The following is a 25,419-nucleotide window of genomic DNA, read 5'->3' on the forward strand; positions in this document are numbered from 1 at the left end:
CTCAAGGGCGCCAGAAGCATCAAGCCATGCACCTTTCAGCCCCAACCCGGTTGCAAGACAGGCCGATCGGCGTTCTTCGATATTCCTCGATGGGGATTGCGTCAGGGCCTCCAAGTGCCAGGCGATGGTGTTGTAGAGTTCTCGAGATCGAGCGCCGCCAGCGCGGCGCTCGGTCTAAAAATCGCCGAACAACCAGAGCCTTACACCTAGCGGCCTGACGCATATCAATGGCATGCACCTGCGCCCCCCCCCTACCGCCCACCCCCCAAGTCCAGGAAACTCCCCGTCGTATAACTCGCCTGCTCCGAAACCAGCCACAAGATCGCCTCCGCCACTTCATGGGGCTGGCCACCACGCCCCATCGGGATCGATGGCTCCAGCTTGCTGACCCGGTCCGGGTCACCACTCAAGGCGTGGAATTCAGTGAAGATGTACCCCGGCCGCACGGCGTTGACCCGCACGCTCTCCCCCGCCAGTTCCTTGGCCAGGCCAATGGTGAAGGTGTCGAGCGCGCCCTTGGATGCGGCGTAGTCGACGTATTCGCCAGGGGAACCCAGGCGCGCGGCTACCGAGGAGACGTTGACGATGCTGCCGCCATGGCCGCCATGGCGCGTGGACATGCGCAGGATGGCATGCTTGGCGCACAGGATGGGCCCGGCGACGTTGCTCTTGAGCAGCTTGAGCAAGCGGAATTCGGACATTTCGTCCACCCGCGAGGTATGCCCCACGGTGCCGGCATTGTTGACCAGCGCGGTCACCGTGCCCAGCTCCGCGTCGACCCGGTTGAACAGGTGCACCACCTCATCCTCGACGCTGACATCGGCCCGCACGGCGATGGCCTGGGCGCCCAGTTCACGCACCTCGGCCAGGGTAGCCTGGGCGGCGGCTTCGTCCGACAGGTAGTTGATGCACACACGGTAGCCCTGGCGGGCGGCCAGGCGCGCAGTGGCGGCACCGATGCCGCGGCTGCCGCCAGTGATGACGATGACTTTATCCATGGACTTCGGTGCGCTCCTCATGGGGGATCGTGGACAGAGTACGACGTTGTTTAGCGTTGCCTGATTCAATGCGCCCTGTGGGAGCCGGCTAGACCCCTACCCGCTGCTGGCGAGCTTCGGCGGCATGAATATCGGCCATGAACCGTTCCGCTGGCAAGGGGTGCCCCAGCAGGTACCCCTGCAAGGCATCACAGCCCAGGCGCGTCAGGAACGCCTGCTGGTTGTCGGTTTCCACGCCCTCGGCGACGATGCGCAAGCCCAGTGCCTGGCCCAGCGCGACGATGGCCGAGACAATGGCCGCGTCATCGCTGTCCTGCTCAAGGTCGCGGACGAAGCCACGGTCGATCTTCAGCTCGTTGGCCGGCAGGCGCTTGAGGTACATCAGGCTGGAGTAGCCCGTGCCGAAATCATCGATGGACAGGTCCACACCCATGTCCGAGAGGCGCCGCAGCACGCTCATGCTCGCATCGGCATCGTTCATGGCGGTGGTTTCGGTGATCTCCAGGGTCAGGTTGCCGGCCGATAGCTCATGACGCAGCAGCGCCGCGGCAACGCTGGCCACCAGGCCCACGTGGCAGAACTGCAACGCCGACAGGTTCACCGCGATGCGCCAGTGGCCGTAGCCCTGCAGCGCCCATTCGCGCATCTGCCGGCAGGCTTCGTCCAGCACCCACTCGCCAATGACGATGATCAACCCGGTTTTTTCCGCCAACTCGATGAAACGGTCGGGGCCCAGCAGCCCCAGTTCAGGGTGCTGCCAGCGCAGCAGCGCTTCGGCGCCCACCGGCTGGCCGCTGGCAGCGTCGAACTTGGGCTGGTAATGCAGGCGCAACTCGCCACGCTCCACCGCCACCCGCAGGTCCTGGATCAATTGCAGTTGCTTGCGGGCGTTGGTGTTCATCGAGCCGTCGAAGAAGCTGTAGCCGTTCTTGCCCGCGCTCTTGGCATGGTACATGGCCGCATCGGCGTTCATCAGCAAGGCATGCTGGTCATTGCCGTTGCCTGGGTACATGGCAATGCCGATGCTGGCCGAGACCTGCAGGTTGTGGTCACCCACCCGGAACGGCTGGGCGATCAGGTTCACCTGACGGGCCGCCACCGTGGGCGCGTCGTTGGGCTCATGCAGCGCCACCAGCAGCACGAACTCATCACCACCGATGCGCGCCAGGGTGTCCTGGCCATGCAGGTTGCCACGCAGGCGCAAGCCCACGGCACGCAGCAGCTCATCGCCCATGTGGTGGCCAAAGGCGTCGTTGACCGGTTTGAAACCGTCCAGGTCGATGAACATCAGGGCAAAACAGCCACCGGTCTCGTCGACCATCTGGATGGCCTGGGCGATGCGGTCGGCCAGCAACATGCGGTTGGGCAAGCCGGTGAGGTTGTCGTGCAACGCCAATTGCGTCAGTTCGCGGTTGGCCAGGCGCAGGGAGTTGGCCAGGTCGGCGGTACGGGCCTCCATGCGGGCGTCGAGCACCGACGTCAGCAAGGTGATGCCCAGCACCGACAGGCTGGTGATCAACACCATGTAATCCAGGCCTTTACCGGTCAACCCGCCACCGGCGGCGCCACAGACGCTGCCTTCGGGGAAGATAGCCGCGGCCATGCCGGTGTAGTGCATGCCGACGATGGCGATGCCCATGACCACCGAGGCACAGCCCCGGGCCAGCATCACGTGGGGCGTGGCGTGGCGCAGGCGAAACGCGATGTACAGGGCCGCGGCCGACGCACCAATGGCGATGAGGATGGACTCGACGAACAGCACGGGGTCGTACTGGATGCCTGGAACCATGCGCATGGCCGCCATGCCGGTGTAGTGCATGGTGGCGATGCCGCTGCCCATGACCAACGCGCCCAGCGCCAGTTGCCACCGCGGCAGGCGTGGCTGGCTGACCAGCCACAGGGCGAACCCTGAAGACAGGATGGCGATCAGCAGCGACAGGCTGGTGAGGCGCAGGTCATACCCCAGGGCGATGGGCAGGCTGAAGGCCAGCATGCCGATGAAGTGCATCGACCACACGCCAATGCCCATGGACAGCGAGCCGCCCGCCATCCACAGGTGCACGGCGCGGCCCTTGGCCGTTGCAATACGGCCGACCAGATCCAGCGCCGTGTAGGAGGCCAGCATGGCCACGCACAGCGAAATCACGACCAGGGAAGGTGAATAACTACCAATCAGCATGCGACTCTCTAAACCTGCAAGTCCGACGCGTTCCCTGCCCGTAAATAGTCAGGATTGTACGCAATTAAACGCTTGTTTGCTTGCACGGAGCGCCTGGATGCGGGGCCCTGGAGAGATATCGCTTTGCCACTATCGCGCCCAGCTTCTACAAGGGTCCCGGCCCTGTACAGCGTTGTACAGGACCAGGACAGACCTTAACCTTTCAGACGAACGGCTTCAAGGCGTGTGAACCAATTCCATTTGCCCATCCCACCCTCCCCCCAGGGCCGCGATGAGCTGCACACTGGCCACCAGACGACTCTGCAACACGCTCAAGACCGTGCGCTCGTTGCTCAGCGCGGTGGCCTGCACCGTGACGACGTCCAGGTAGGCAATCAGCCCCGCCTTGTACTGATTGTTCGTCAGGCGCAGGGATTCACGGGCAGACTCCAGGGCCTGCTGGCGCACCTGGGCCTCGTCTTCGTACACCTTGAGCTGGACCATGTAGTTTTCTACCTCCTGGAAACCGTTGAGCACGGTCTGCCGGTATTGCGCCACGGTCTGGTCATACACCGCCTCGGTACGCTCTACCTCGGCCGAGCGCTGGCCGCCATCGAACAGGGTGCCGGCCAACTGCGGGCCCACCGACCAGAACCGGTTGGGCAAGGTCAGCCAGTTGGCAAAGGTACTGCTGTTGTAGCCCCCGGACAGGCTCAGGGTGAAGTCTGGATAATAGGCGCTCTTTGCTACGCCGATGTTGGCGTTGGCGGCCATCACCGAGCGCTCGGCGGCGGCGATGTCGGGGCGCCGTTCCAACCACTGGGACGGCACCTGCACGGGGATCTGCGGCAGCGCCGGGATGTCGCCGGTTTCGGCCAGGCTGAAATCGGCCGGGGTCACGCCCATCAGCACGGCGATGGCGTTCTCGTACTGGGCACGCTGCCAGGCCAGGTCCACCAGGTCGGCCTGGGTAGTGCGCAACTGGGTCTGGGCCTGGGCGACCGCGTCGGCGCCAGAGACCCCTGCCTTGTATTGGTTCTGGGTCATGGTCAGCGAGCGCTGGTAGGCCTCGACGGTCGCCTGCAACAAGCGCTTCTGCTGGTCGATGACGCGCAGTTGCAGGTAGTTCTGCACCAGTTCCGACTGCAGGCTCAGGCGCATGGCGGCCAAGTCCGCGAGGCTGGCCTGGGCGCTGCCCTTGTCGGCCTCCAGGCCCCGGCGCAGCTTGCCCCACACATCCGCCTCCCAACTGACGCTGGCCTGGGTGCTGTAGGTATTGCGGATACCGCTGCTGGCGCTGCTCAGGCTCGAATTGCTGCTGCCGGCACCCTGGGCCGAGCGGGTCTTGCCGGCGCTGAGGTCAACGGTGGGGAAGAACGCGCCGCGGGCGCTCTTGACCAGGGCCTGGGCCTGGCGGTACTGGGCTTCATACTGGGCCACAGTCTGGTTGGAGTGATTGAGGCGTTCCACCAGGCCGTTGAGCTGGGCGTCGCCATACAATTCCCACCAGGCCCCACGGGCCAGGGCGTCGCTGGGCTGCGCCTGGCGCCAGCCCTGGGCTTGCTTGAACTGCGCCGGCGCCGCGACCTCGGGGCGCTTGTAGTCGGGGCCCACGGCGCAGCCACCCAGCAGCAGGCCACTGAGCATCAGCGCGCTCAGGCTCAGGTTGAGCCGCCGCGAGCCACGCACGGTGGCCATCTGGCAAGTCATGGGGCGCAGCACGGTCGGCGTCGGGCAGTCGGTCATAGCGGGGTTTCCAGAGATGCGTCGGTGCGTACCCCACGCCAGCGGTTGACCCGGTGGCGCAGGCGATCAAGGTAGAGGTACACCACCGGGGTGGTGTACAGGGTCAGGACCTGGCTGAACACCAGGCCGCCGATGATGGCCAGGCCCAGGGGCTGGCGCATCTCGGCACCCTCGGTGCCACCCATCAGCAGCGGCACGGCGCCGAGGATGGCCGCCAGGGTGGTCATCAGGATGGGCCGCAGGCGCTGCAGGCAGGCCTGGCGAATGGAATCCAGCGGGCCCATGCCCTGCTCGCGTTCCAGTTGCAGGGCCAGGTCGATCATCAAGATGGCATTCTTCTTCACCACGCCGATCAGCAGGAACAGGCCCAGCAACGAGATCAGGCTGAATTCCCCGCCCGTCAGGTAGATGCTCAGCAGCGCACCGACGCCGGCTGACGGCAGGGTCGAGAGAATGGTCAACGGGTGCACGTAGCTTTCATACAGGATGCCCAGCACCAGGTACACCAGCACCAGCGAACCGAGGATCATCCACGGCTGGCCCTTCTGGGCAGCGGCAAAGGCATCACCGGTGCCGGCCACCTTGACGATGATGTCTTCCGGCAGCCCCAGCCCCGCGATCGCTCGCTCGATGGCGGCGGTGGCGCGGTCCAGGGGCACGCCTTCGGCCAGGTCGAAGGAGATGCTTTCCGAGGCGAACTGGCCCTCGTGGCTGACGCTGTCGTCGGCCAGGCTGTTCACGTAATGGGCGATGCTGGACAGGGGCACCCGCGCCCCCGCGGAGTTGATCACCTGCACCTGGTCCAGGGTGACCGGGTCCTGGGCATACTTGGGGTTGATCTCCATCACCACTTCGTACTGATTGAGGCTGTCGTAGATGGTGGAGATCTGCCGCTGGCTGTAGGCGTTGTTCAATACCGCGGTCACGGTACTCATGTCGATGCCCAGGCGCTTGGCCTGGTCGCGGTCCACCACCAGGGTTACCTGGGGCGCCCCGCGGCCTTCGCGGGCGTCGATGGAGGTGAGTTCAGGCAGTTTCTTGAACGCCTCGGTGATCTTCGGGTACCAGGTGCGCAGCGCAGCCAGGTCGCCACTCTGGATGATGTACTGGTACTGGGAGGTGGTCTGGTCACGGGCGCCCCCGAACTGCAGGTCCTGGTCGGCCATCAGCATGAGCCGCGCGCCAGGCACTTTGGGCAGTTCCTTGCGCAGGCGCTCGATGACCTGCTGGGCGTTGACGTCACGTTCCTTGATGGGCTTGAGGCGCACCAGGATAGTGGCGTTGTTGGTGCCGTTGTTGCCGCCAATGAAGCCGGCGACGCTGAGCACCGCCGGGTCGGCGATGATCGCCCGCCGAAAGGCCTCCATCTTTGGCTGCATGACCGTGAACGACAGGCCGTCGTCGCCGCGCACAAAGCCCATCAGTTGCCCGGTGTCCTGTTGTGGCATGAAGGTTTTGGGCACTACCACGTACAGGGCGATGTTGACGCCAATGGTCAGCAGCAGGCTGATCAGCGTCAGCCGCCGGTGCGCCAGGGCCCAGCCCAGGCTGCGGTCGTAACCCTGCACCAGGCGCTCGTGAACGCGGCTGCTCCAGCGTTGCAGGCGGTTCTCGTTGCCTGGCACATGGGGCTTGAGCCAGCGGGCACAGAGCATGGGCGTGAGGGTCAGGGACACCAGCAGCGAAACGACGATGGCCGCTGACAGGGTGATGGAGAACTCGCGGAACAGTTTTTCGATAATGCCGCCGGTGAACAGAATCGCCATGAACACCGCCACCAGCGACGCGTTCATGGCCAGCAACGTGAAGCCCACCTCTTCGGCCCCCTTGTAGGCGGCCTTCATCGGCGCCATGCCGGCGTCGATGTGCCGGGAGATGTTCTCCAGCACCACGACGGCATCGTCCACCACCAGCCCGGTGGCAAGAATCAGGGCCATCAGCGACAGGTTGTTCAGCGAGAAGCCCCACAGGTACATGATGGCGAACGTGCCGACCAGCGACACCGGCACTGCCAGGGTGGGGATCAACGAGGCGCGGAAGTTGCCCAGGAACAGGTACACCACCAGGATCACCAGGGCCACGGCGATCAGCAGCGTGCTCTCGGCCTCGTGCAGGGTGGCGGTGATCACTGGCGAGCGGTCCATGGCGATGTTCAGCCGCACGCTGGCCGGCAGCACGGCTTCCAGGGCCGGCAGTTGCGCCTTGATCTGCGCCACGGTCTTGATGATGTTGGCGCCTGCCTGGCGGTTGATGACCAGCAGCACGGCCGATTCGTCATTGAAGAAACCGGCGTTGTAGCGGTCCTCGACACCGTCGCTCAGGCGCGCCACGTCACTGAGGCGCAGCGCCGAGCCGTTCTGGTAGCGGATGATCAGCGGGCCGTAGTCCTTGGCCTTTTCCAATTGGTCGTTGGCCTGCACCTGCCAGTTGCGCTCGCCGTCCTCGACAAAGCCCTTGGGCCGCCGCACGTTGGCGTTGGCAATGGTGGTACGTACCTCGTCCAGGGCCACGCCGTACTGGTTGAGCAGGTCGGGTTCCACTTCCACGCGCACCGCCGGCAACGAGCTGCCGCCGATCTGCACCTCCCCTACCCCGTCCACCTGGGACAGGCTCTGGGACAGGATGGTGGAGGCCAGGTCATAGAGCTGGCCTTTCTGCAGCACGTCGGAGGTCAGCGACAGCACCATGATCGGCGCCTGGGCCGGGTTGACCTTCTTGTAGGTGGGCATGCTGCGCATGCCACTGGGCAACAGTGGCCTTGAGGCGTTGATGGCCGCCTGCACTTCGCGCGCGGCGCCGTTGATGTCACGGTCCTGGTCGAACTGCAGGATCACCCGCGTGGAGCCTTGGCTGGAACGACTGTTCATGTTGGTCACCCCGGCGATACTGCCGAAGGCGCGCTCCAGCGGCGTGGCCACGGTGGATGCCATGACTTCGGGGCTGGCGCCAGCCAGGTTGGCGGAGACCACGATCACCGGAAAGTCCATCTGCGGCAACGGCGACACCGGCAGCAGGCCGAAGCTGACGCCGCCCAGCAGCATCACCGCGACGCTGAGCAGCATGGTCGCTACCGAGCGGCGAATGAAGGGGCCGGACAGGTTCATGCCGGTGCCTGCTCTGCCGGGGCCTTGCGCCAGCGCCGCGCCAGGCGGTCGAAGTACAGGTAGATCACCGGCGTGGTGAACAGCGTCAGCACCTGGCTCACCAGCAGCCCGCCCACCATCACCAGGCCCAGCGGCTGGCGCAGCTCGGCGCCCGAACCACCTGCCAGCATCAAGGGCACGGCACCGAACAGCGCCGCCATGGTGGTCATCAGAATGGGCCGGAAACGCAGCAGCGCCGCCTGATAGATGGCCGTCTGCGGGTCCAGGCCCTGGGTGCGCTCGGCGTCCAGGGCAAAGTCGATCATCATGATCGCGTTCTTCTTGACGATACCGATCAACAGGATGATGCCGATGATGGCGATCATGCCCAGGTCATTGCCGCTGAGCAGCAAGGCCAGCAAGGCCCCCACGGCTGCGGACGGCAAGGTCGACAGAATGGTGATGGGGTGAATGTAGCTCTCGTAGAGAATGCCCAACACGATGTACATGGTCACCACCGCCGCCAGAATCAGCAGCAAGGTGCTCGACAGCGAAGCCTGGAACGCCTGTGCCGCGCCCTGGAACTGGGTCTGCACGCCGATGGGCATGCCGATGTCTTTCTGTACCTGTTCGATCAGTTCCACCGCCTGGCCCAGGGCCACGCCGGGTGCCAGGTTGAACGAGACCATCACCGCCGGAAACTGGCCAATGTGGGAAATGGCCAGTTGCGCCTGGCGCTGCTCGATGTGCGCCAGGCTGGACAGGCGCACCTGGGTACTGTTGGTCACCGGCAACGCCGACGTGGCCCCCGTCAGGGTGGTGGACACGGTCTGGGTGATGGCGCTGTCGCTGGGGGTGCTCTTGACGTAGATCTGTTCCAGCGCCTGGGGCCCGACAGTCGAGGCGTTGGCCGCTTGCAGCACCACGCGGTACTGGCTGGCCTGGGTGTAGATGGTGGAGATCTGCCGCTGCCCGAAGGCATCGTACAAGGCGTTGGTAATGTCGGAAACGTTGACGCCCAGGCGCTTGGCCTGGTCGCGGTCGATCACCAGGTACACCTGCAGGCCCTTGTCCTGCAGGTCGCTGGCCACGTCGGTGAGCTGCGGGTGTTGGCGCAGGGCATCCACCAGCCTGCCGCTCCACTGGCTCAACAGGTCGGCATCGGGGGACGACAGGCTGAACTGATACTGGGTCCGGCTGACCCGGTCTTCGATGGTCAGGTCTTGCACCGGCTGCAGGAACAGGCGCATGCCCACCAGCTTGTCGGCTTCTGGCTGGATGCGCTCGATCACCTGGCTGGCCGTCAGGCTGCGCTGGCCCAGGGGTTTGAGGTTGATGAGCATGCGCCCACTGTTGAGGGTGGCGTTGTCACCGTCCACACCGATGTAGGACGACAGGCTCTGCACGTCCGGGTCCTGCAGCACGACCTTGGCCATGTCCTGCTGGCGCTGGCTCATGGCACTGAAGGAGATCGACTGCGGCGCCTCGGTGATGCCCTGGATGACGCCGGTGTCCTGCACCGGGAAGAAACCCTTGGGCACCACCAGATACAGGAATACCGTGAGGCCCAGGGTCGCGATGGCCACCAGCAGGGTCAACGGCTGGTGACGCAGCACCCATTGCAGTTTGCGGCCGTAGGCCTCGACCAGCCAGTCGATCCAGGCGCCGCTGGCGCGGTAGAAGCGCGTCTGCTCCTCGGGCCTGGGCTCGCGCTTGAGCAAGCGCGCGCACATCATCGGCGTCAGCGTCAGGGACACCACCAGGGAAATCAGGATGGCCACCGCGAGGGTGATGGCGAACTCGCGGAACAGGCGCCCTACCACGTCGGCCATGAACAGCAACGGGATCAACACGGCGATCAGCGAGAAGGTCAGCGACAGCAGGGTGAAACCGATCTGCCGGGCGCCCTTGAGCGCCGCCTGCAAGGGCGTCTCGCCTTCCTCGATGTGGCGGGAAATGTTCTCCAGCATGACGATGGCGTCGTCCACCACGAAGCCGGTGGCGATGGTCATGGCCATCAGGGTCAGGTTGTTGATGGAGAACCCGGCCAGGTACATGATGCCGAACGTACCCATCAGCGACAGCGGCACGGCCACCGACGGGATGATGGTAGCGCTGAAGCGACGCAGGAACAGGAAGGTCACCAACACCACCAGGGCAATGGAAAACAGCAGTTCATGCTGCACGTCCTTGACCGAGGCGCGGATGGTCTGGGTGCGGTCGGTGAGGATGGTCACGTCAAGGCCCGCAGGCAGGTTGTCGGTGATCGACGGCAACACCGCCTTGATCCGGTCCACCACTTCGATGACGTTGGCCCCCGGCTGGCGCTGGATGTTCAGCAATACCGCCTGGTTCTGGTTGGCCCAGGCCGCCAGGCGCTCGTTCTCGGCGCCGTCGACGATGGTGGAGACATCCTTGAGCCTCAGTGGCGCGCCGTTGCGGTAGCTGAGAATGAGGTTGGCGTATTCTTCGGGGGAGACCATCTGGTCATTGGCGTCGAGCATCGACACCCGGGTGGGGCCGTCGAAGTTGCCCTTGGGCTGGTTGACGTTGGACGCGGCGATCAGTGTACGCACGTCGGCCAGGTTCAAGCCGTTGGCCGCCAAGGCCTCCGGGTTGACCTTGATGCGCACGGCCTGGCGCTGGCCCCCCGCGATGGACACCATGCCCACGCCGGTGATCTGCGCGATCTTCTGGGCCATGCGCGTGTCGACCAGGTCATTGAGCTTGGGCAGCAGCATGGTCTTTGAGCTGACCGCCAGGGTCAGTACCGGGGTGTCGGCCGGGTTGACCTTGTTGTACACCGGTGGCGCCGGCAGGTCGGTGGGCAGCAGGTTGGTGGCGGCGTTGATCGCTGCCTGCACCTGTTGCTCGGCCACATCCATGTTGACGTCCAAGCTGAAGCGCAATGTCAGCACCGAGGCGCCGCCCGAACTGGTGGAGGCCATCTGGCTGAGCCCGGGCATCTGCCCGAACTGGCGTTCCAGGGGCGCGGTCACGGCGCTGGTCATCACTTGCGGACTGGCGCCGGGGTACAGGGTCATGACCCGAATGGTCGGGTAGTCGACCTGGGGCAACGCCGATACCGGTAGCATGGTGTAAGCGATCAAGCCGGCCAGAACAATGGCCAGCATGCTCAGCGTGGTGGCTACCGGACGCAGGATGAACAGCCGCGACAGATTCATACGCCCGCCTTGCTCCGCTGGCCATTGCCGGCCTGCTTGCCGGCGGCATCCTCGCCCTTGAGGTGCTGGCCGGGCGTGGTGGGTACCTGAGCCGGGTCGTTGACCACTTCCACGCTGCTGCCGTCGCGCAGGCGGTCGGTGCCTTCCAGCACCACGCGGTCGCCCTTGGCCAGGCCGTCCTCGACCACCGTGACGTTGCCGTCCGAAGCGCCGATCTTCAGGGTGCGGATTCGCACCTTGTTGTCGCCGTCCATGGCATACACGAAGGTGCCATTGGTGCCGAACTGCACGGCCGCCGACGGCGCGAGGGTGACCTGGCGCAAGGTGTCGGACAGCAGGTGGACGTTGACGAACTGGTTGGGAAACAGGGCCAGGTCCTTGTTATCGAAATAGGCCTTGAATTTCAGCGTGCCGGTGGTGGTGTCGATCTGGTTGTCGATGCTGTGCAGCACGCCGGTGGCCTGCTGGTTGCGGTCGCCGCGGTCCCAGGCTTCCACGGGCAAGGTAGCCCCACTGCGCACGCGGGCCAGCACGGGGTCCAGGGTGGTTTCGGGCAGGGTGAAGACCACGCTGATCGGCTGCACCTGGGTGATCACCGCCAGGGCAGTGGTGTCATTGGCGGCCACCAGGTTACCAACGTCCAGCTGGCGCAGGCCCACGCGGCCACTGATGGGCGCGCGGATCTGGGTGAACTCCAGGTTCAGCTTGGCGTTGTTGACATTGGCCTGGTCGGTGAGCAGCGTGCCCTGGTACTGCCCCACCTGGGCGGCGGCGGTGTCCAGGGTTTGCTTGGCGATACTGTCCTGGGCGAACAGGTCCTTGTAACGCTGCAAGTCCATCTGTGCGTTCTTCAATTGCGCCTGGTCCTGAGCCAGCGTGCCCTGGGCCTGCTGCAGCGCGATTTCATAGGGGCGCGGGTCGATGACCGCCAGCAGGTCACCGGCCTTGACCATCTGCCCTTCCTGGAATGCCACCTTCACCAGTTCCCCGGCCACGCGGCTGCGCACGCTGATGGTGTTGGTGGCGGTCACCGTGCCCAGCGCCTTGTTATAGACCGGGAAGTCGCCCACCGTCACCGGTGCCACCCGTACGGGGGTGGGCCCACTGCTGGGGCCGAAGCCCGGGCGCATGGGGTTGCCGCCCGGGCGGCCGCCGTGGGGCCGGCCCTTTTCGGGGGGACCGGCTTCATGCTGGGCGCTGGTAGAGTGCGAGCGCCAGTAAACACCGGCGGCGACCAACAGCACGAGGATCAACAGGCCAAACAGCCAACGGGGAAATTTACGGGTACCGGCGGGTTGCATGGGGAAGTTGACCCTTGTTCGAATGGGGTTCAGGTTCAGGAGGCAGAACGATAATCATTGTAACGGCACGTGCAAAGCGGCTTTACCGGGTATTTACGTAGTGGCAGTCTGAAATGCAAACGGCCTGGAAGACTCCAGGCCGTTTCATTTGTTACGACGTGTGAGCATCCTTGCTCTCCAAGCGGGTCCTACCATGGGCGGCAACGCCCCATCACGCCTGTTATTTCAACACAGCCAGGGCTGCTTCGTAGTTGGGCTCTTCGGCGATTTCGCCGACCAGCTCGGTGTGCAGCACGTTGTCGTTTTCGTCCAGCACCACCACGGCGCGGGCAGCCAGGCCAGCCAGAGGGCCGTCAGCCAGGGCAACGCCGTAGTTCTCCAGGAACTCGCGGCCACGCAAGGTGGACAGGCTCTTCACATTTTCCAGGCCTTCGGCGCCGCAGAAGCGGGCCTGGGCAAAAGGCAGGTCAGCGGAAATGCACAGCACCACGGTGTTGGCCAGTTCGTTGGCCTGGGCGTTGAACTTGCGCACGGAGGTGGCGCAGGTAGGGGTGTCAACGCTTGGGAAAATGTTCAGGACCTTGCGCTTGCCAGCGAAGCTGGCCAGGGTCTCGTCGGCCAGGCCGCCGCTGACCAGGGAGAATGCAGGCGCCTTGGCACCGACTTTTGGCAGCTCGCCCTTGACCTGAACCGGGTTGCCTTTGAGCGTCACTTGAGCCATGAACGGAATCCTTCTGCTGTTATGGTAAAGAGACGAAGTTAACCACGAATCCCGTGAACATAAAATGTCGATGTTCGCAGGAAGCGGAGTGCCCGTTCCCAAAGGCCTCCCTGACCTGTGGGAACGGGCCACCGCTACGCTGTTACCAGAGCGGCATCACGTAGCTGACGTAGAAGCGGTTCTCGTCCTGGTGGGTCTGGCCGGTCATCTCCGGGTTGGCCTGGGCATTCTTCCAGGTTACGCCAAGGCCCTTGAGGGTGCCGTCGGGCACCACGTAGCTCAGCGCCAGGTCACGTTCCCATTCGCTGTCGCCACCGCTGGCCACCTTGATCTGATCACCGTGGGCATACAGCGCCGAGAAGCCCAGCCCCTTGAGGCCCAATTGGCCGAAGTCATACTTGTACAGCGCCAGGAAGGTACGCTCGCCAGCGTGCTGGAACTTGTTCAGTTGCAGGTTGGTGAGCGCCGGGGTGTCGGCACCACTGCCAGGGCCCTGACGGGCGTCGCCGCTGTTGAGGCCCGAATCCAGGTACGGGAAGTCGCTGTCGCCGGTGTTCTTCTGCGCACCCAGGCCGATGGTGTGGCCCATCAGGCTGTAGCTTTCCATCAGGCTGAAGGTCGACTGGTTGATGCGGCCCTTGGTGGTGGTGCCACCGTAGTAACCCGCCGCGCCGTATTCGCTGTCGCCATCGCCGTTGCCGCCCGTGCCCAGGCTGCGATAGGCACGCAGGTCGGTGGCCAGGCTACCCACCGGCAGTGCGTCGGTGTGCTTGAGGCCCAGGTAGAACTGCTGGTAGTAGTCGGCAAGGTTGGAGTACCAACCGCTCAGGGTGGTGTTCTTGATGCCGGTGTAGTCGGCGCCACCGTAGCTGAAACGGTTACTGCCCTTGGCACCGCCGCCGGTGATCATGTCCTGGTCGCCGGTTTCGTTGCGAATCTTGGTCTGGGTGATGTTACCCAGGGTGAACACATAGTTGTCCAGGTCCCTGGACACCAGTTGCGCACCGGTATTGGTCTGTTGGTACAGGCGGCCATCAGTGTTGGCCAGCATGGGGTTGCTCTGGGTCAAGGTACCGACGCGCAGTTCATCCTTGAGGAAACGCATTTTGAAGGTCGGGCTCAGTACACCGAACTGATTGGCACTCTTGCCATCGTCCAGTGGGAACATGCTGCCCTGCTGTTCCTGCGAATCCAGCTTGACGCCGTAGAAGGCTTGCAGGTCCAGGCCGAAACCCACGGTGCCTTCGGTGTAGCCAGACTTGAAGTTGAGCTCGAAACCTTGCCCCCAGTCGCGCACGCTGTTGGCTTTCTTGTTGCTGCCAACCACGTCACTGCCCTGCTGGTTCAGGTAGCGGTTGAGCAGCGTCAGGTCGGCATGGCTGTCGTCGATGAAATCGGCGTGGGCCGCCAGGGCAGCGCTACCCACCAGGGCACCTAGCAGGGGACGGACTATCTTCTTGATCATCACGGGTCTCGTTACAGGTCAGTAAAAACTGACGCCATTACGGATCCGACACATGACAGTTCCGAGACAAGTTCCATGAAACAACATGAAACAAAATTTAGAGAGTGGCGATGTGCCCTGATTTCAGCGGCATGACGGGGGCCGGCGCCGCGCGGCGGCGCCGGCGCTATTCTCACCCAGCCAGGGCGTGGGGGAAGGTCGTGCGGTTGTGTTCCAGGTCCTGGCGCAACTCCCCGATCAACTCGGAAATGGCGCGGCTACTATTGAGACGATCGGTCGAAATACCTGTCACCATCAGTTCCACCTGGCCGGTGACAGGGTCGGTCACCTGCACCGTCAGCGACTGGTCCGGCGCCACGGTGCAGGTGCATCGAGCCGGCAGAAACGCGCACTCGATGATGTTACGAAGCTCAAGCGAACAGAGTCCCAGTGTCATCATGTTTGGCGTCCTCGTTCAGGCAGTTTGGGTGCGCCAAATGGCGCGTCAAATCTCTATATATACCCTGTTATTTGGGGTTGCAATGGGGAGGCGACAGGAGCGCGGGGCTGTTTTGGACCGGGTCGTTTCGAGGGAAATCGGGGTAATCGATTCAGCTGATTTCCTGTCGGGACTTTCGGGCGCCTGGGGATGTTTTTCGCGACATGCTCCCCGGCATTGAAATTTTCACATTCCGTTCACCAGCCTTTAACCCTCTACCGCCTACAGTCCGCACCACTCTCCCAGTGTATGGACTGAAAATGCCGGTAACCTCAGCCGCCCTGCCTCAACCACGCTTGGCCTTGCGCCGCCGTGTCATTGCCCTGGGCCTGCTGGCATTCGCCACCCTCGCCTCCGCCACCACCTGGGCGCTGCGCCCCGAAGGGCCGGCCAATATCAGCGAGGCCAAGGTACTGCGCCATGCCGGGCTGATGGAGGGCTGGAACGCCGGCAAGATCGTGGTGTTGGTGCGCCACGGCGAGCGCTGCGACCGCTCCGACAACGCTTGCCTGGGCGATGCGGACGGCATCACCCTGGCGGGCAGCCAGGTGGCCAGCAAGGTCGGCGACGGGCTGCAAGCCCTGGGCATGACCCAGGCGAAAGTACTGACTAGCCCGTTGACCCGCACCCGCCAGACTGCCATGTTCATGTTCGGCGAAGCCGCCACCCCTCAGGACTGGCTGGCCAACTGTCGCAAGACCATGCTTCAGGACGTGGTCGCCCACAAGCAACCGGGCCAGAACCTGGTGCTGGTCACCCACAGTGAATGCATCAACGCCCTGGAAGATCAGGCGGGCCTGAGCGGTGGCGATGGCCCGAGTTACGCCAGCGCGCTGTTCGTGTCGGTGGACCCCGCCAGCGGCAGGCCGCAGGTGCTGGGGTACTTGAACCCCTCACAATGGCCACGCCTGCTTCACCGGGTAAAAGGCTGATCACCCAGGCGCACCGCAAAGCAGCAACCATGAGGTTCACGGCTGGTCAGGGTCACCGTCCAGCCCTCGTTCACGCAAATACGCTGCACCAATGACAAGCCAAGCCCGAGGCCTTCGCCCCGCTGCTCATCACCGCGCACGAACGGCTGGAACATCTCCAGGCGCTTTTCCTCGGGAATGCCGATACCGCTGTCCTCCACGGTGAAACCATCGGGCAGCAGGGTCAGGCGAATGAACCCCTCATCCGTGTAGTGCCAGGCGTTGCGCAACAAATTACCCATCACCGCGCCCAGGAAGGTCTGGTTGTAGACCTGGGAGCCGACGGCATCCGGCAGGTAGACAAGCTCCAGGCCCTTGTGCTCGATGGGCGTGCGCCAGGTGTCGACCAGCTCCTGGGCTACTTGCAGCATTCCCGCGCTCTGCCCCTGCCCGCCTTCGGCATTTTCGGCCCGGGCCAGTAACAGGAAGGTATCCACCAATTGGCGCATGGCGCTGCTGGCGCGGGCAATGCGTGAGACCTGGTCCCGGGCGCGGGCGTCCAGGCCTGGGTTTTCCAGTAGAAGTTCGCTGGAGCTGGCCAGTACCATCAGGGGGGTGCGCAATTCATGGCTGACGTCGCCGGTGAACAGCTTCTCGCGCACCAGTGCCGAGCGCAGGCGGCCCAGGGTGTCGTCGAACGACTTTGCCAGGGTGCCCACTTCATCGGCGGCGTAGTCAGGGGCCAGCGGCGGCGCCAGGTCCAGCAACTGATCGCGGTGGCGGACCTGGCGGGCCAGGCGGATCACTGGCGCCATGACTTTGCGCGACAGCAACCAGCCCAACAGGATCGAGCCCAGCAGGCTGAGGACAAAGCCCGTGATGACCACACCGAAGAGCAACCGCTCGCGCTCTTCGAAGCCCTGCTGGTCGCGCAGCAGCACGTACTTGCGGCCGTTGACCACACGGACCATGGCGTACCAGCTGCGCTCCAGGCGCCGCACTTCGTGAAACCCCGGCTCCAGCGGCGCCAGGTCGGGCGGCATGGCCAGGTCCCCGTTACCTTCGTCGGCGAAAAACAACTCATCCTTTTCCGGCCGATGGCTCCAGTCGTCACGGTTTTCCATCAACAGCAGGCGATGCAGGTTGCCGCCCAGGCCCGTGGTGGTGAGTTTCTTCTCCACCACGTGCACGGTCGCGACGATACCCACAGCGAACACCCCTGCCACCAATGTGGTCATCACGGCAAAGACGACTATGATTCGTTGAGCCAGACTCTGGCGCGAGCGCTTGGTTTTCCAACGGGCGAAAATGGAATTCATGGGGTCGTGCGGCTCAACGTCATGCAACAGTCCAGGAGGGCGAACCAGTGAGGAACATCATTCTAGCCAGGGTCTGTATGAAATGTATTCCAGTGAAGGCCTGGCCAGGCGAAAACAGGCGAGGAACGGCCGGGGTCGCGCTCGACTTCACGGATGGTAAATGGGCCATCCGATCGGACTCGCGCACGAGCCTGTTTTCAACGCAGCAGGGCCTGGCCGGGATGCATTTCGTGCAGAGCCTGACACCCCTTTTACACTCATGGATGTCAAAGACGTGTCGAAGGCACGGCAGGGATGGCCACAAGACAGCATTTTCATCAGTGGCTCACTCTTTTTTGACGCCCGCACAGGCACATTCGCCCCCATTGCGGCATTAACGCCATCAGTTGGATTTTCCTGTGCTCTTGATCAGAAATTTCCTACATACGAATGAGTAAAAGTCGCTTTCAATGCCTACCGCGTCACCCTTTACCCACAAATGGATGAACCGGATCAATAAGTCGTTCAGCAAGCGTTCGTTCAGCTTGCGGCGGTAATAATCTCTCTCTATAACGGATCGTCCTACGACTAACGTAGGGCACATATGACGCACGAAGCGCATAAGCCTGTCAGATTCCGAGGATGTCATGAATCAGAGTTTTCTCCCTTTTTCCCGTCCCAGCATGGGTGACCAGGAGATCGCCGCAGTAGAGCAGGTATTGCGCAGCGGTTGGATTACCACCGGCCCCAAGGCCCAGGAGCTCGAACAGGCATTCGCCCGCCGCACGGGCAGCGCCCATGCCGTGGCCCTGTCCTCGGCCACCGGCGCCATGCACATCGCGCTGCTGGCACTGGGCATCGGCCCGGGCGACGAAGTGATCACACCGTCGCAGACCTGGGTGTCGACCGCGAACATGGTCTGCCTGCTGGGCGCCACGCCGGTGTTCGTCGATGTGAACCGCGACACCCTGATGGCCGACGTCGCCGCCATCGAGGCGGCCATCACCCCACGCACCAAGGCCATCATTCCGGTGCATTACGCCGGCGCCGCCTTCGACCTTGACCCGCTGTATGCGCTGGCCGAGCGCCACGGCATTCGCGTGATCGAAGACGCCGCCCATGCGGTGGGCACCCGCTACCGGGGCCGTGAGGTCGGCGCCCAGGGCACCGCCATTTTCTCGTTCCACGCCATCAAGAACATGACCTGCGCAGAAGGCGGCATGTTCGTCAGCGACGACGAAGCGTTCGCCAACCGCGTGCGCATGCTCAAGTTCCACGGGCTGGGCGTGGACGCCTATGACCGCATGACCCACGGCCGCAAACCTCAGGCCATGGTTCAGGAGCCCGGCTTCAAGTACAACCTGGCCGATATCAACGCCGCCATCGCCCTGGTGCAACTGGAGCGTGTGGACGCCATCAACGCCAAGCGCGAGCAACTGGCCCAGGCTTACCTGGAGCGCCTCAAGCACCTGCCGGTGTTGCCGCTTTCACAGCCTGCCTGGCCGCAGCAGCATGCCTGGCACCTGTTCATCCTGCGCATCGACCCCGAGCGCTGTGGCATGGACCGCGAAACCTTCATGAAAGGCCTGCAAGATCAAGGTATTGGGACGGGCATCCACTTCATCGCCACGCACTTGCACACCTGGTACCGGCAGAAGTTTCCCGACGTGCACCTGCCCAACACGGAATGGAACTCGGCACGCCTGTGCTCCATCCCACTGTTCCCCGACATGACCCTCGACGATGTCGAGCGTGTTGCCTGCGCCATTGAAAAGACTCTGGAACACCGCCCGTGAGACCTTACCCGATCAACACCGTGTCCATCGTGATACCGGTGTACAACGAAGAACAGAGCCTGCCGGAGCTGCTGCGTCGCACTGAAGCGGCCTGTGCCCAGCTGACCCAGAAGTATGAAATCGTGCTGGTGGACGACGGTAGCCGCGATGCCTCGGCCGATATTCTGCAGGACGCCGCCGAGCGCCCGGGCAGCCCGGTGGTGGCGGTGATCCTGAACCGCAACTACGGCCAGCACGCAGCGATCATGGCCGGTTTCGAACAATGCATCGGCGACCTGGTGATTACCCTGGACGCCGACCTGCAAAACCCGCCGGAAGAGATTCCGCGCCTGGTGGAACAGGCCTCGCTGGGCTATGACGTGGTCGGTACCGTGCGCAACAACCGCCAGGACTCGGCGCTGCGCCGCTGGCCCTCGAAGCTGATCAACCTGGCCGTGCAGCGCTCCACCGGCGTGGCCATGAGCGACTACGGCTGCATGCTGCGCGCTTACCGCCGCAGCGTGGTCGACGCCATGCTGGCCTGCCGCGAGCGCAGCACCTTCATCCCGATCCTGGCCAACAGCTTCGCCCGCCATACCACCGAGGTGCTGGTGCAGCACGCCGAGCGCGAGCACGGTGATTCGAAGTACAGCCCCATGCGCCTGATCAGCCTGATGTTCGACCTGGTCACCTGCATGACCACCACGCCACTGCGCCTGCTGAGCGTGGTCGGCATTGGCATGGCCGCGCTGGGCGTGCTGTTCGCCCTGGCGCTGATTGTGCTGCGCATGATCTACGGCGCCGCGTGGTCGGGCCACGGGACTTTCGTGTTGTTCGCCGTGCTGTTCGTGTTCACCGGCGGCCAGTTCATCGGCATGGGCCTTCTGGGTGAGTACCTGGGCCGCATGTACAGCGATGTGCGTGCCCGCCCGCGCTTCTTCATCGAGAAAGTGCTGCGCAGCAACGACCCCGTTGGCACCGACAGCGAACCTCATCCTGAAACATCGATTTCCATTTCTTCCAGCAAGGCTGCCTCATGAACCAGAAAGCTGTTGTCTTCGCCTATCACGATATCGGCTGCGCCGGCATCAACGCCCTGCTCGAGGCAGGCTATGACATCGCCGCCGTGTTTACCCACGCTGACGATCCCAAGGAAAACAACTTCTACGGCTCGGTTGCCCAGCTGTGTGCTCGCAAGGGTATTGCGGTGCACGCGCCCGAAGACGCCAACCACCCCATCTGGATCGAGCGTATCGCCAAGCTCGACGCCGATTTCATCTTCTCGTTCTACTACCGCAACCTGCTGAGCGAGGCGGTGCTGGCCACCGCGAAAAACGGAGCCTACAACCTGCATGGCTCGCTGCTGCCCCGCTACCGTGGCCGCGCCCCGGCCAACTGGGTGCTGGTCAACGGTGAAACCGAGACTGGCGTCACCCTGCACCGGATGGTCAAGCGCCCGGACGCCGGCGCCATCGTCGCCCAGCATAGCGTGGCCATCGAGCGTGCCGACACCGGCCTGAGCCTGCACGCCAAGCTGCGTGATGCCGCCGCTACCCTGCTGCACGAAACCTTGCCCCTGCTAGCCAAAGGCGAAGTCACCGAAACTGCCCAGGATGAAAGCCAGGCCTCGTACTTCGGCCGCCGAACCCCGGCTGACGGCTTGCTGGACTGGAAACGCCCAGCCGAAGAACTGTTCAACCTGGTACGCGCCGTGACCCAGCCGTTCCCGGGCGCCTTCTGCGCCGTGGGCGAACACAAGCTGATCGTGTGGAGCGCCGAAGTGGTCGCGGGTAACCAGGGTTTCGAGCCTGGCCACGTGATCAGCGTCGAACCGCTGCGCATCGCCTGCGGCACTGACGCCCTGCAGATCACCGCCGGCCAGCGCAACAACGACGGCCTGTACCTGAGCGGCCCGCAGCTGGCCCGCGAACTGGGCCTGGTGGAAGGTTCGAAACTGGTCGGCAAGGCCGCTGGCCGCCCCGTGCGACGTACCCGCGTGCTGATCCTGGGCGTCAACGGTTTCATCGGTAACCACCTGTCCGAGCGGCTGCTGCGCGACGACCGTTATGAAATCTACGGCCTGGACATCGGCTCCGACGCCATCGAGCACCTGCGCGGCAACCCCCGTTTCCACTTCGTGGAAGGCGACATCAGCATCCATTCCGAGTGGATCGAATACCACATCAAGAAGTGCGACGTGGTCCTGCCGCTGGTGGCCATCGCCACCCCGATCGAATACACCCGCAACCCGCTGCGCGTGTTCGAGCTGGACTTCGAGGAAAACCTGAAGATCGTTCGTCACTGCGTGAAGTACAACAAGCGCGTGATCTTCCCCTCCACCTCGGAAGTCTATGGCATGTGCCAGGACGCCCATTTCGACGAGAACACCTCGAACCTGATCGTCGGCCCGATCAACAAGCAACGCTGGATCTACTCGGTCTCCAAGCAACTGCTGGACCGCGTTATCTGGGCTTACGGCGACAAGGGCCTGAAGTTCACCCTGTTCCGCCCCTTCAACTGGATGGGCCCGCGCCTGGACCGCCTGGACTCGGCCCGCATCGGCAGCTCCCGTGCCATCACCCAGTTGATCCTGCACCTAGTGGAAGGCACCCCGATTCGCCTGGTGGACGGTGGTGAACAGAAACGTACCTTCACTGACGTCGACGATGGTATCGAGGCCCTGGCACGCATCATCGAAAACCGCGACGGCAAGTGCGATGGCGAAATCATCAACATCGGCAACCCGACCAACGAAGCCAGCATCCGCCAACTGGGCGAAGAGCTGCTGCGTCAGTTCGAAGCTCACCCGCTGCGCGGCAACTTCCCGCCGTTCGCCGGCTTCCGGGAAATCGAAAGCAAGGCGTTCTATGGCAATGGCTACCAGGACGTGACGCACCGCACCCCGAGCATCGAGAACGCCCGCCGCCTGATCGACTGGACCCCCACCATCGAGCTCAGCGAAACCATCGGCAAGACCCTGGACTTCTTCCTGCGCGAAGCCATGGTTGAAATCGAGAGCAAGCGCTGATGCAGGCAGGTCTGCGCATCGACGTCGACACCTACCGAGGCACCCGTGAAGGGGTGCCGCGGTTGCTCGAACTGCTCGACGAAGCCCAGGTCAAGGCGACATTTTTCTTCAGTGTCGGGCCGGACAACATGGGGCGCCACTTGTGGCGCCTTATCCGCCCGCGATTTCTCTGGAAGATGCTGCGTTCCAATGCAGCCGGCCTTTACGGCTGGGACATCCTGCTAGCGGGCACCGCTTGGCCAGGCAAGCCCATCGGCCGTGACCTGGGGCACCTGATGCGCCAAGCCCGCGACGCCGGCCACGAAGTCGGCCTGCACGCCTGGGACCACCATGGCTGGCAGGCCAACGTCGGGCGCTGGAGCGAGGCACAGTTGCATGAGCAGATCCGCCGTGGCGTGGAAACCCTGAACGACATTCTTGGCCAGCGCATCGATTGCTCCGCCGCCGCCGGCTGGCGCGCGGACGAGCGCGTGGTGCAGGCCAAGGAAGACTTCGGTTTCCGTTACAACAGCGACTGCCGGGGCAGCCACCTGTTCCAGCCGCGCCTGGTCGATGGCACCCCGGGTACCGTGCAGGTGCCCGTGGACCTGCCCACCTTCGACGAGGTGGTGGGGCCAACGGTCAGTGCCGCTGGTTTCAATGACTACATCCTGGAACGCTTCAAGCCTGGAGGCTTGAACAACTACACCATACACGCCGAAGTGGAAGGGATTCTGATGGCCGATGATTTCCGCCGCCTGCTGGCCACGGCACGCGAGCGACAGATACAGTTTCAACCCCTGGGGCAACTGCTGCCCGCCGACCCCGGCAGCTTGCCGGTGGAACAATTGACCCGCGGCACCCTGGAAGGGCGCGAAGGCTGGCTCGGGGTACAACGCCCATGAACCTGCGCTGGACCCTGCCCGTCTTGCTGCTGGCATTCGGGCTTTTCTACCTGCTGCCCCTGCCCTTCCATGGGCTGTGGATCCCCGACGAAACCCGCTACGCGCAGATGAGCCAGGAGATGCTGCTGACCGGCAAATGGGCCGCGCCGCATTTCATGGGGCTGCGCTATTTCGAGAAGCCAGCGGCCGGCTACTGGCTGATCGCGATCGGCCAGGCGCTGTTTGGCCAGAACCTGTTCGGCGTACGCGTGGCGTCGGCCCTGAGCCTGGGCCTGAGCGCGCTGCTGACGTACTGGGTGGCCAACCGCCTGTGGGGCGAGCGCCGCAAGGCCGTGATCTGCGCAGTGCTGTACATGAGTTTCGGCCTGGTGGCTGGCCAGGCGGGTTACGCCAACCTGGACCCGCAGTTCACCTTGTGGGTAAACCTGAGCCTGGTGGCCCTGTGGCTGGCCCTCGACAGCCGCACACCCCGTGAGCGCCTGTTGAGCTGGGGCCTGCTGGGGGTTGCCTGTGGCATGGGGTTCATGACCAAGGGTTTTCTTGCCTGGGTGTTTCCGGTGCTGATCGCCGTGCCCTGGATGATCTGGCAAAAGCGCTTCGGTGAACTGCTGCGCTTCGGCCTGTTCGGCGTGCTGGTGGCGGTGCTGGTCGCGGCGCCATGGGCGCTGATGGTCAACCATCAGGAGTCCGATTTCTGGTCGTTCTTCTTCTGGCACGAGCACATCCGCCGCTTTGCCGCCGAAGACGCGCAGCACGCCGAACCCATCTGGTTCTACCTGCCGCTGCTGGTGTTGTCGGCGCTGCCATGGGCACTGCTGATGCCGGCCAGCGCACGTCAGGCCTGGCGCCAGCATGGCGAACCGCGCCGCGTGTTCCTGTTGCTGTGGCTGTTGCTGCCTCTGGCGTTCCTGAGCCTGTCACGCGGCAAGTTGCCCACGTACATCCTGCCTTGCATGCTGCCACTGGCGTTGCTGCTGGGGGACACGCTGAACACGTTGATCAGCCAAGGCAAGACACTGGCGCTGCGCAGCAACGCCCTGCTCAATGCCGTGATCGGGTTGCTGGGGTTGATTGCCGTGGCCTGGCTGCAACTCAAGAAGCCGGTGTACCAGGATGAACCGTTGCACCTGAGCCTGGTGATCGGCGCCCTGGTGGGCTGGACACTGTGCAACCTGGCCGCCTGGTGGCGCCCGCTGCGCTGGTGGGCCGCCCCGGCTGTGGGCATGGGCCTGGTCGCTGCCCTGCTGCCCAATGCCTTGCCCGACAAGGTGGTCAACAACAAGACACCTGACCGTTTCATTGCTGACCATACCGAGCAACTGCGCCAGGCCGGCTCGCTGATGAGCAATGACCTGGGCGCCGCGGCGGCCCTGGCATGGCACACCGCGCGTCCCGACATCACCCTGTTCGCCACGTCTGGCGAAACCAAGTACGGGCTGAGCTACCCGGACGCCAAACAGCGCCTGGTGCTGTTCCTGGAAGGCCCGCAGTGGTTGGCCGAGGCGCGCCGACAGGGCACGGTGGCCGTGGTGCTGCGCATCAAGGATCACGAGGACGACAGCGAGCTGACCCGGCTGGAGGGTTACACCCAGCGCTTCGAGCAAGGGAACATCACCATCCTGTTCTACAGCCAGACGCCGCCATGATCTTTCTCCTGTTGCTGGCCGCCTGCACCCTCACGTGCCTGGGCCAGATCGCGCAGAAGCTGGCCGTGGAGTCCTGGCGCGATGCACCGGCCGGCGCCCTGGCGAAACTGGCCACGCCCTGGCTGTGGCTGGCGCTGCTGTGCCTGGGCCTGGGCCTGTTGCTCTGGCTGCTGGTGCTGCAGCACCTGGAAGTAGGCATCGCCTACCCCATGCTCAGCCTCAATTTCGTGCTGATTACCCTGGTGGCGCGTTTCGTGTTCAAGGAACACGTGGACGCCCGCCATTGGGTGGGGGTGGGCATTGTCATGGCTGGCGTGCTGTTGCTGGGGTGGCAGGCATGAGCCGGGTGCAGGGCTTTGCCTTGGCGGGGGGCAGTGTCGTGCTGGTCAGTGGCGCGCAACTGGGCATGCGCTGGAGCATGACGCGCCTGCCTGTGCCGGCGCAGTGGCTGGACACACTGGCCAACGGGCCGGTGCCATGGCTGGCGCTGGGCGTGGTGATGGCGGCCATCCTTGCCTATGCGTTATCGATGCTGTGCTGGCTGGGGGCGCTGCAGCACCTGCCCCTGGGCCGCGCCTATTCGCTGCTCAGCGTCAGCTATGCGCTGGTCTACCTGCTGGCCGCCAGCCTGCCAGCGTTCAATGAACATTTTTCGCTGTTGAAAAGCCTGGGGGTGACGCTGGTCGTCCTCGGCGTGCTGACCATCAATTCGCGACGTACACACGGCAACAAGTCATAGGAT

At 64.0% G+C, this 25,419-nt stretch carries 18 protein-coding genes; 8 read left to right on the plus strand and 10 right to left on the minus strand.

The features are described from left to right. Nucleotides 1–251: 251 nt before the first annotated feature. From QBK88_RS18495 to QBK88_RS18535, 9 genes are all read right to left on the minus strand, one after another. Complete coding sequence (locus QBK88_RS18495) at nucleotides 252–998, minus strand: SDR family oxidoreductase (RefSeq protein ID WP_277963163.1); 747 nt, start codon at nucleotides 996–998, stop codon at nucleotides 252–254. Between the two features lie 88 nt (nucleotides 999–1,086). Continuing rightward, nucleotides 1,087–3,177 carry an EAL domain-containing protein gene (locus QBK88_RS18500; protein ID WP_277963164.1) on the minus strand — a complete coding sequence of 697 codons (2,091 nt, stop codon included), beginning with the start codon at nucleotides 3,175–3,177 and terminating at the stop codon, nucleotides 1,087–1,089. 216 nt (nucleotides 3,178–3,393) lie between these two features. Next, complete coding sequence (locus QBK88_RS18505) at nucleotides 3,394–4,902, minus strand: efflux transporter outer membrane subunit (RefSeq protein WP_277963165.1); 1,509 nt, start codon at nucleotides 4,900–4,902, stop codon at nucleotides 3,394–3,396. Next, on the minus strand, nucleotides 4,899–8,006 hold the full coding sequence (locus tag QBK88_RS18510) for an efflux RND transporter permease subunit (protein WP_277963166.1): 3,108 nt from the start codon (nucleotides 8,004–8,006) through the stop codon (nucleotides 4,899–4,901). The genes QBK88_RS18505 and QBK88_RS18510 overlap by 4 nt, the downstream gene beginning before the upstream one ends. Then, on the minus strand, nucleotides 8,003–11,170 hold the full coding sequence (locus tag QBK88_RS18515) for an MdtB/MuxB family multidrug efflux RND transporter permease subunit (protein WP_277963167.1): 3,168 nt from the start codon (nucleotides 11,168–11,170) through the stop codon (nucleotides 8,003–8,005). Before QBK88_RS18515 ends, QBK88_RS18510 begins: the two co-directional genes overlap by 4 nt. Next, nucleotides 11,167–12,471: an MdtA/MuxA family multidrug efflux RND transporter periplasmic adaptor subunit gene (locus QBK88_RS18520; RefSeq protein ID WP_277963168.1), complete on the minus strand. Its 1,305-nt coding sequence runs from the start codon at nucleotides 12,469–12,471 to the stop codon at nucleotides 11,167–11,169. The genes QBK88_RS18515 and QBK88_RS18520 overlap by 4 nt, the downstream gene beginning before the upstream one ends. A gap of 220 nt (nucleotides 12,472–12,691) precedes the next feature. After that, nucleotides 12,692–13,192, minus strand: coding sequence for a thiol peroxidase (tpx, locus tag QBK88_RS18525; protein ID WP_268140837.1), 501 nt, complete (start codon nucleotides 13,190–13,192; stop codon nucleotides 12,692–12,694). 142 nt (nucleotides 13,193–13,334) lie between these two features. Next, on the minus strand, nucleotides 13,335–14,657 hold the full coding sequence (locus tag QBK88_RS18530; protein ID WP_277963169.1) for an OprD family outer membrane porin: 1,323 nt from the start codon (nucleotides 14,655–14,657) through the stop codon (nucleotides 13,335–13,337). A 172-nt stretch (nucleotides 14,658–14,829) separates the two neighbouring features. Next, nucleotides 14,830–15,096: a DUF1652 domain-containing protein gene (locus QBK88_RS18535; RefSeq protein WP_268140833.1), complete on the minus strand. Its 267-nt coding sequence runs from the start codon at nucleotides 15,094–15,096 to the stop codon at nucleotides 14,830–14,832. A 299-nt stretch (nucleotides 15,097–15,395) separates the two neighbouring features. On the opposite strand from QBK88_RS18535, the gene QBK88_RS18540 reads away from it, so the two are divergent. Beyond that, the gene (locus QBK88_RS18540) at nucleotides 15,396–16,067 is read left to right on the plus strand and encodes a lipopolysaccharide core heptose(II)-phosphate phosphatase PmrG (RefSeq protein ID WP_277963170.1); all 672 of its coding nucleotides are present in this window, start codon (nucleotides 15,396–15,398) and stop codon (nucleotides 16,065–16,067) included. Here the strand turns inward: QBK88_RS18540 and QBK88_RS18545 are convergent. Beyond that, nucleotides 16,049–17,365 (minus strand): sensor histidine kinase, encoded by a 1,317-nt coding sequence (locus QBK88_RS18545; protein WP_268140829.1) that lies wholly within the window; start codon nucleotides 17,363–17,365, stop codon nucleotides 16,049–16,051. The two genes, QBK88_RS18540 and QBK88_RS18545, sit on opposite strands and share 19 nt — an antisense overlap. A gap of 626 nt (nucleotides 17,366–17,991) precedes the next feature. Between QBK88_RS18545 and arnB the strand changes: the two genes are divergently transcribed. The 7 genes from arnB to arnF are packed head-to-tail and all read left to right on the plus strand — an operon-like array spanning nucleotide 17,992 to nucleotide 25,416. Beyond that, the gene (gene arnB / locus QBK88_RS18550; RefSeq protein WP_277963171.1) at nucleotides 17,992–19,140 is read left to right on the plus strand and encodes a UDP-4-amino-4-deoxy-L-arabinose aminotransferase; all 1,149 of its coding nucleotides are present in this window, start codon (nucleotides 17,992–17,994) and stop codon (nucleotides 19,138–19,140) included. Continuing rightward, nucleotides 19,137–20,159 carry an undecaprenyl-phosphate 4-deoxy-4-formamido-L-arabinose transferase gene (gene arnC / locus QBK88_RS18555; protein ID WP_445764957.1) on the plus strand — a complete coding sequence of 341 codons (1,023 nt, stop codon included), beginning with the start codon at nucleotides 19,137–19,139 and terminating at the stop codon, nucleotides 20,157–20,159. Before arnB ends, arnC begins: the two co-directional genes overlap by 4 nt. After that, nucleotides 20,156–22,147 carry a bifunctional UDP-4-amino-4-deoxy-L-arabinose formyltransferase/UDP-glucuronic acid oxidase ArnA gene (gene arnA, locus QBK88_RS18560; protein ID WP_268140825.1) on the plus strand — a complete coding sequence of 664 codons (1,992 nt, stop codon included), beginning with the start codon at nucleotides 20,156–20,158 and terminating at the stop codon, nucleotides 22,145–22,147. Before arnC ends, arnA begins: the two co-directional genes overlap by 4 nt. Then, a complete protein-coding gene (gene arnD, locus QBK88_RS18565) occupies nucleotides 22,147–23,031 on the plus strand; it encodes a 4-deoxy-4-formamido-L-arabinose-phosphoundecaprenol deformylase (RefSeq protein ID WP_277963172.1) in 885 nt (294 codons plus the stop codon). The genes arnA and arnD overlap by 1 nt, the downstream gene beginning before the upstream one ends. Continuing rightward, nucleotides 23,028–24,677, plus strand: coding sequence for a lipid IV(A) 4-amino-4-deoxy-L-arabinosyltransferase (gene arnT / locus QBK88_RS18570; protein WP_277963173.1), 1,650 nt, complete (start codon nucleotides 23,028–23,030; stop codon nucleotides 24,675–24,677). The genes arnD and arnT overlap by 4 nt, the downstream gene beginning before the upstream one ends. Next, a complete protein-coding gene (gene arnE, locus QBK88_RS18575) occupies nucleotides 24,674–25,018 on the plus strand; it encodes a 4-amino-4-deoxy-L-arabinose-phosphoundecaprenol flippase subunit ArnE (protein WP_277963174.1) in 345 nt (114 codons plus the stop codon). The genes arnT and arnE overlap by 4 nt, the downstream gene beginning before the upstream one ends. Next, complete coding sequence (arnF, locus tag QBK88_RS18580; RefSeq protein WP_277963175.1) at nucleotides 25,015–25,416, plus strand: 4-amino-4-deoxy-L-arabinose-phosphoundecaprenol flippase subunit ArnF; 402 nt, start codon at nucleotides 25,015–25,017, stop codon at nucleotides 25,414–25,416. Before arnE ends, arnF begins: the two co-directional genes overlap by 4 nt. Nucleotides 25,417–25,419 lie beyond the last annotated feature (3 nt).

Source organism: Pseudomonas sp. RIT-To-2, from assembly GCF_029623465.1.
Classification (GTDB): domain Bacteria; phylum Pseudomonadota; class Gammaproteobacteria; order Pseudomonadales; family Pseudomonadaceae; genus Aquipseudomonas; species Aquipseudomonas silvicola.

Bases quoted from the DNA above. Each gene is read 5' to 3' on its own strand.
- QBK88_RS18495 (WP_277963163.1), bottom strand. From the start codon at position 998: ATGGATAAAGTCATCGTCATCACTGGCGGCAGCCGCGGCATCGGTGCC.
- QBK88_RS18500 (WP_277963164.1), bottom strand. From the start codon at position 3,177: ATGCTGATTGGTAGTTATTCACCTTCCCTGGTCGTGATTTCGCTGTGC.
- QBK88_RS18505 (WP_277963165.1), bottom strand. From the start codon at position 4,902: ATGACCGACTGCCCGACGCCGACCGTGCTGCGCCCCATGACTTGCCAG.
- QBK88_RS18510 (WP_277963166.1), bottom strand. From the start codon at position 8,006: ATGAACCTGTCCGGCCCCTTCATTCGCCGCTCGGTAGCGACCATGCTG.
- QBK88_RS18515 (WP_277963167.1), bottom strand. From the start codon at position 11,170: ATGAATCTGTCGCGGCTGTTCATCCTGCGTCCGGTAGCCACCACGCTG.
- QBK88_RS18520 (WP_277963168.1), bottom strand. From the start codon at position 12,471: ATGCAACCCGCCGGTACCCGTAAATTTCCCCGTTGGCTGTTTGGCCTG.
- tpx (WP_268140837.1), bottom strand. From the start codon at position 13,192: ATGGCTCAAGTGACGCTCAAAGGCAACCCGGTTCAGGTCAAGGGCGAG.
- QBK88_RS18530 (WP_277963169.1), bottom strand. From the start codon at position 14,657: ATGATCAAGAAGATAGTCCGTCCCCTGCTAGGTGCCCTGGTGGGTAGC.
- QBK88_RS18535 (WP_268140833.1), bottom strand. From the start codon at position 15,096: ATGATGACACTGGGACTCTGTTCGCTTGAGCTTCGTAACATCATCGAG.
- QBK88_RS18540 (WP_277963170.1), top strand. From the start codon at position 15,396: ATGCCGGTAACCTCAGCCGCCCTGCCTCAACCACGCTTGGCCTTGCGC.
- QBK88_RS18545 (WP_268140829.1), bottom strand. From the start codon at position 17,365: ATGAATTCCATTTTCGCCCGTTGGAAAACCAAGCGCTCGCGCCAGAGT.
- arnB (WP_277963171.1), top strand. From the start codon at position 17,992: ATGAATCAGAGTTTTCTCCCTTTTTCCCGTCCCAGCATGGGTGACCAG.
- arnA (WP_268140825.1), top strand. From the start codon at position 20,156: ATGAACCAGAAAGCTGTTGTCTTCGCCTATCACGATATCGGCTGCGCC.
- arnD (WP_277963172.1), top strand. From the start codon at position 22,147: ATGCAGGCAGGTCTGCGCATCGACGTCGACACCTACCGAGGCACCCGT.
- arnT (WP_277963173.1), top strand. From the start codon at position 23,028: ATGAACCTGCGCTGGACCCTGCCCGTCTTGCTGCTGGCATTCGGGCTT.
- arnE (WP_277963174.1), top strand. From the start codon at position 24,674: ATGATCTTTCTCCTGTTGCTGGCCGCCTGCACCCTCACGTGCCTGGGC.
- arnF (WP_277963175.1), top strand. From the start codon at position 25,015: ATGAGCCGGGTGCAGGGCTTTGCCTTGGCGGGGGGCAGTGTCGTGCTG.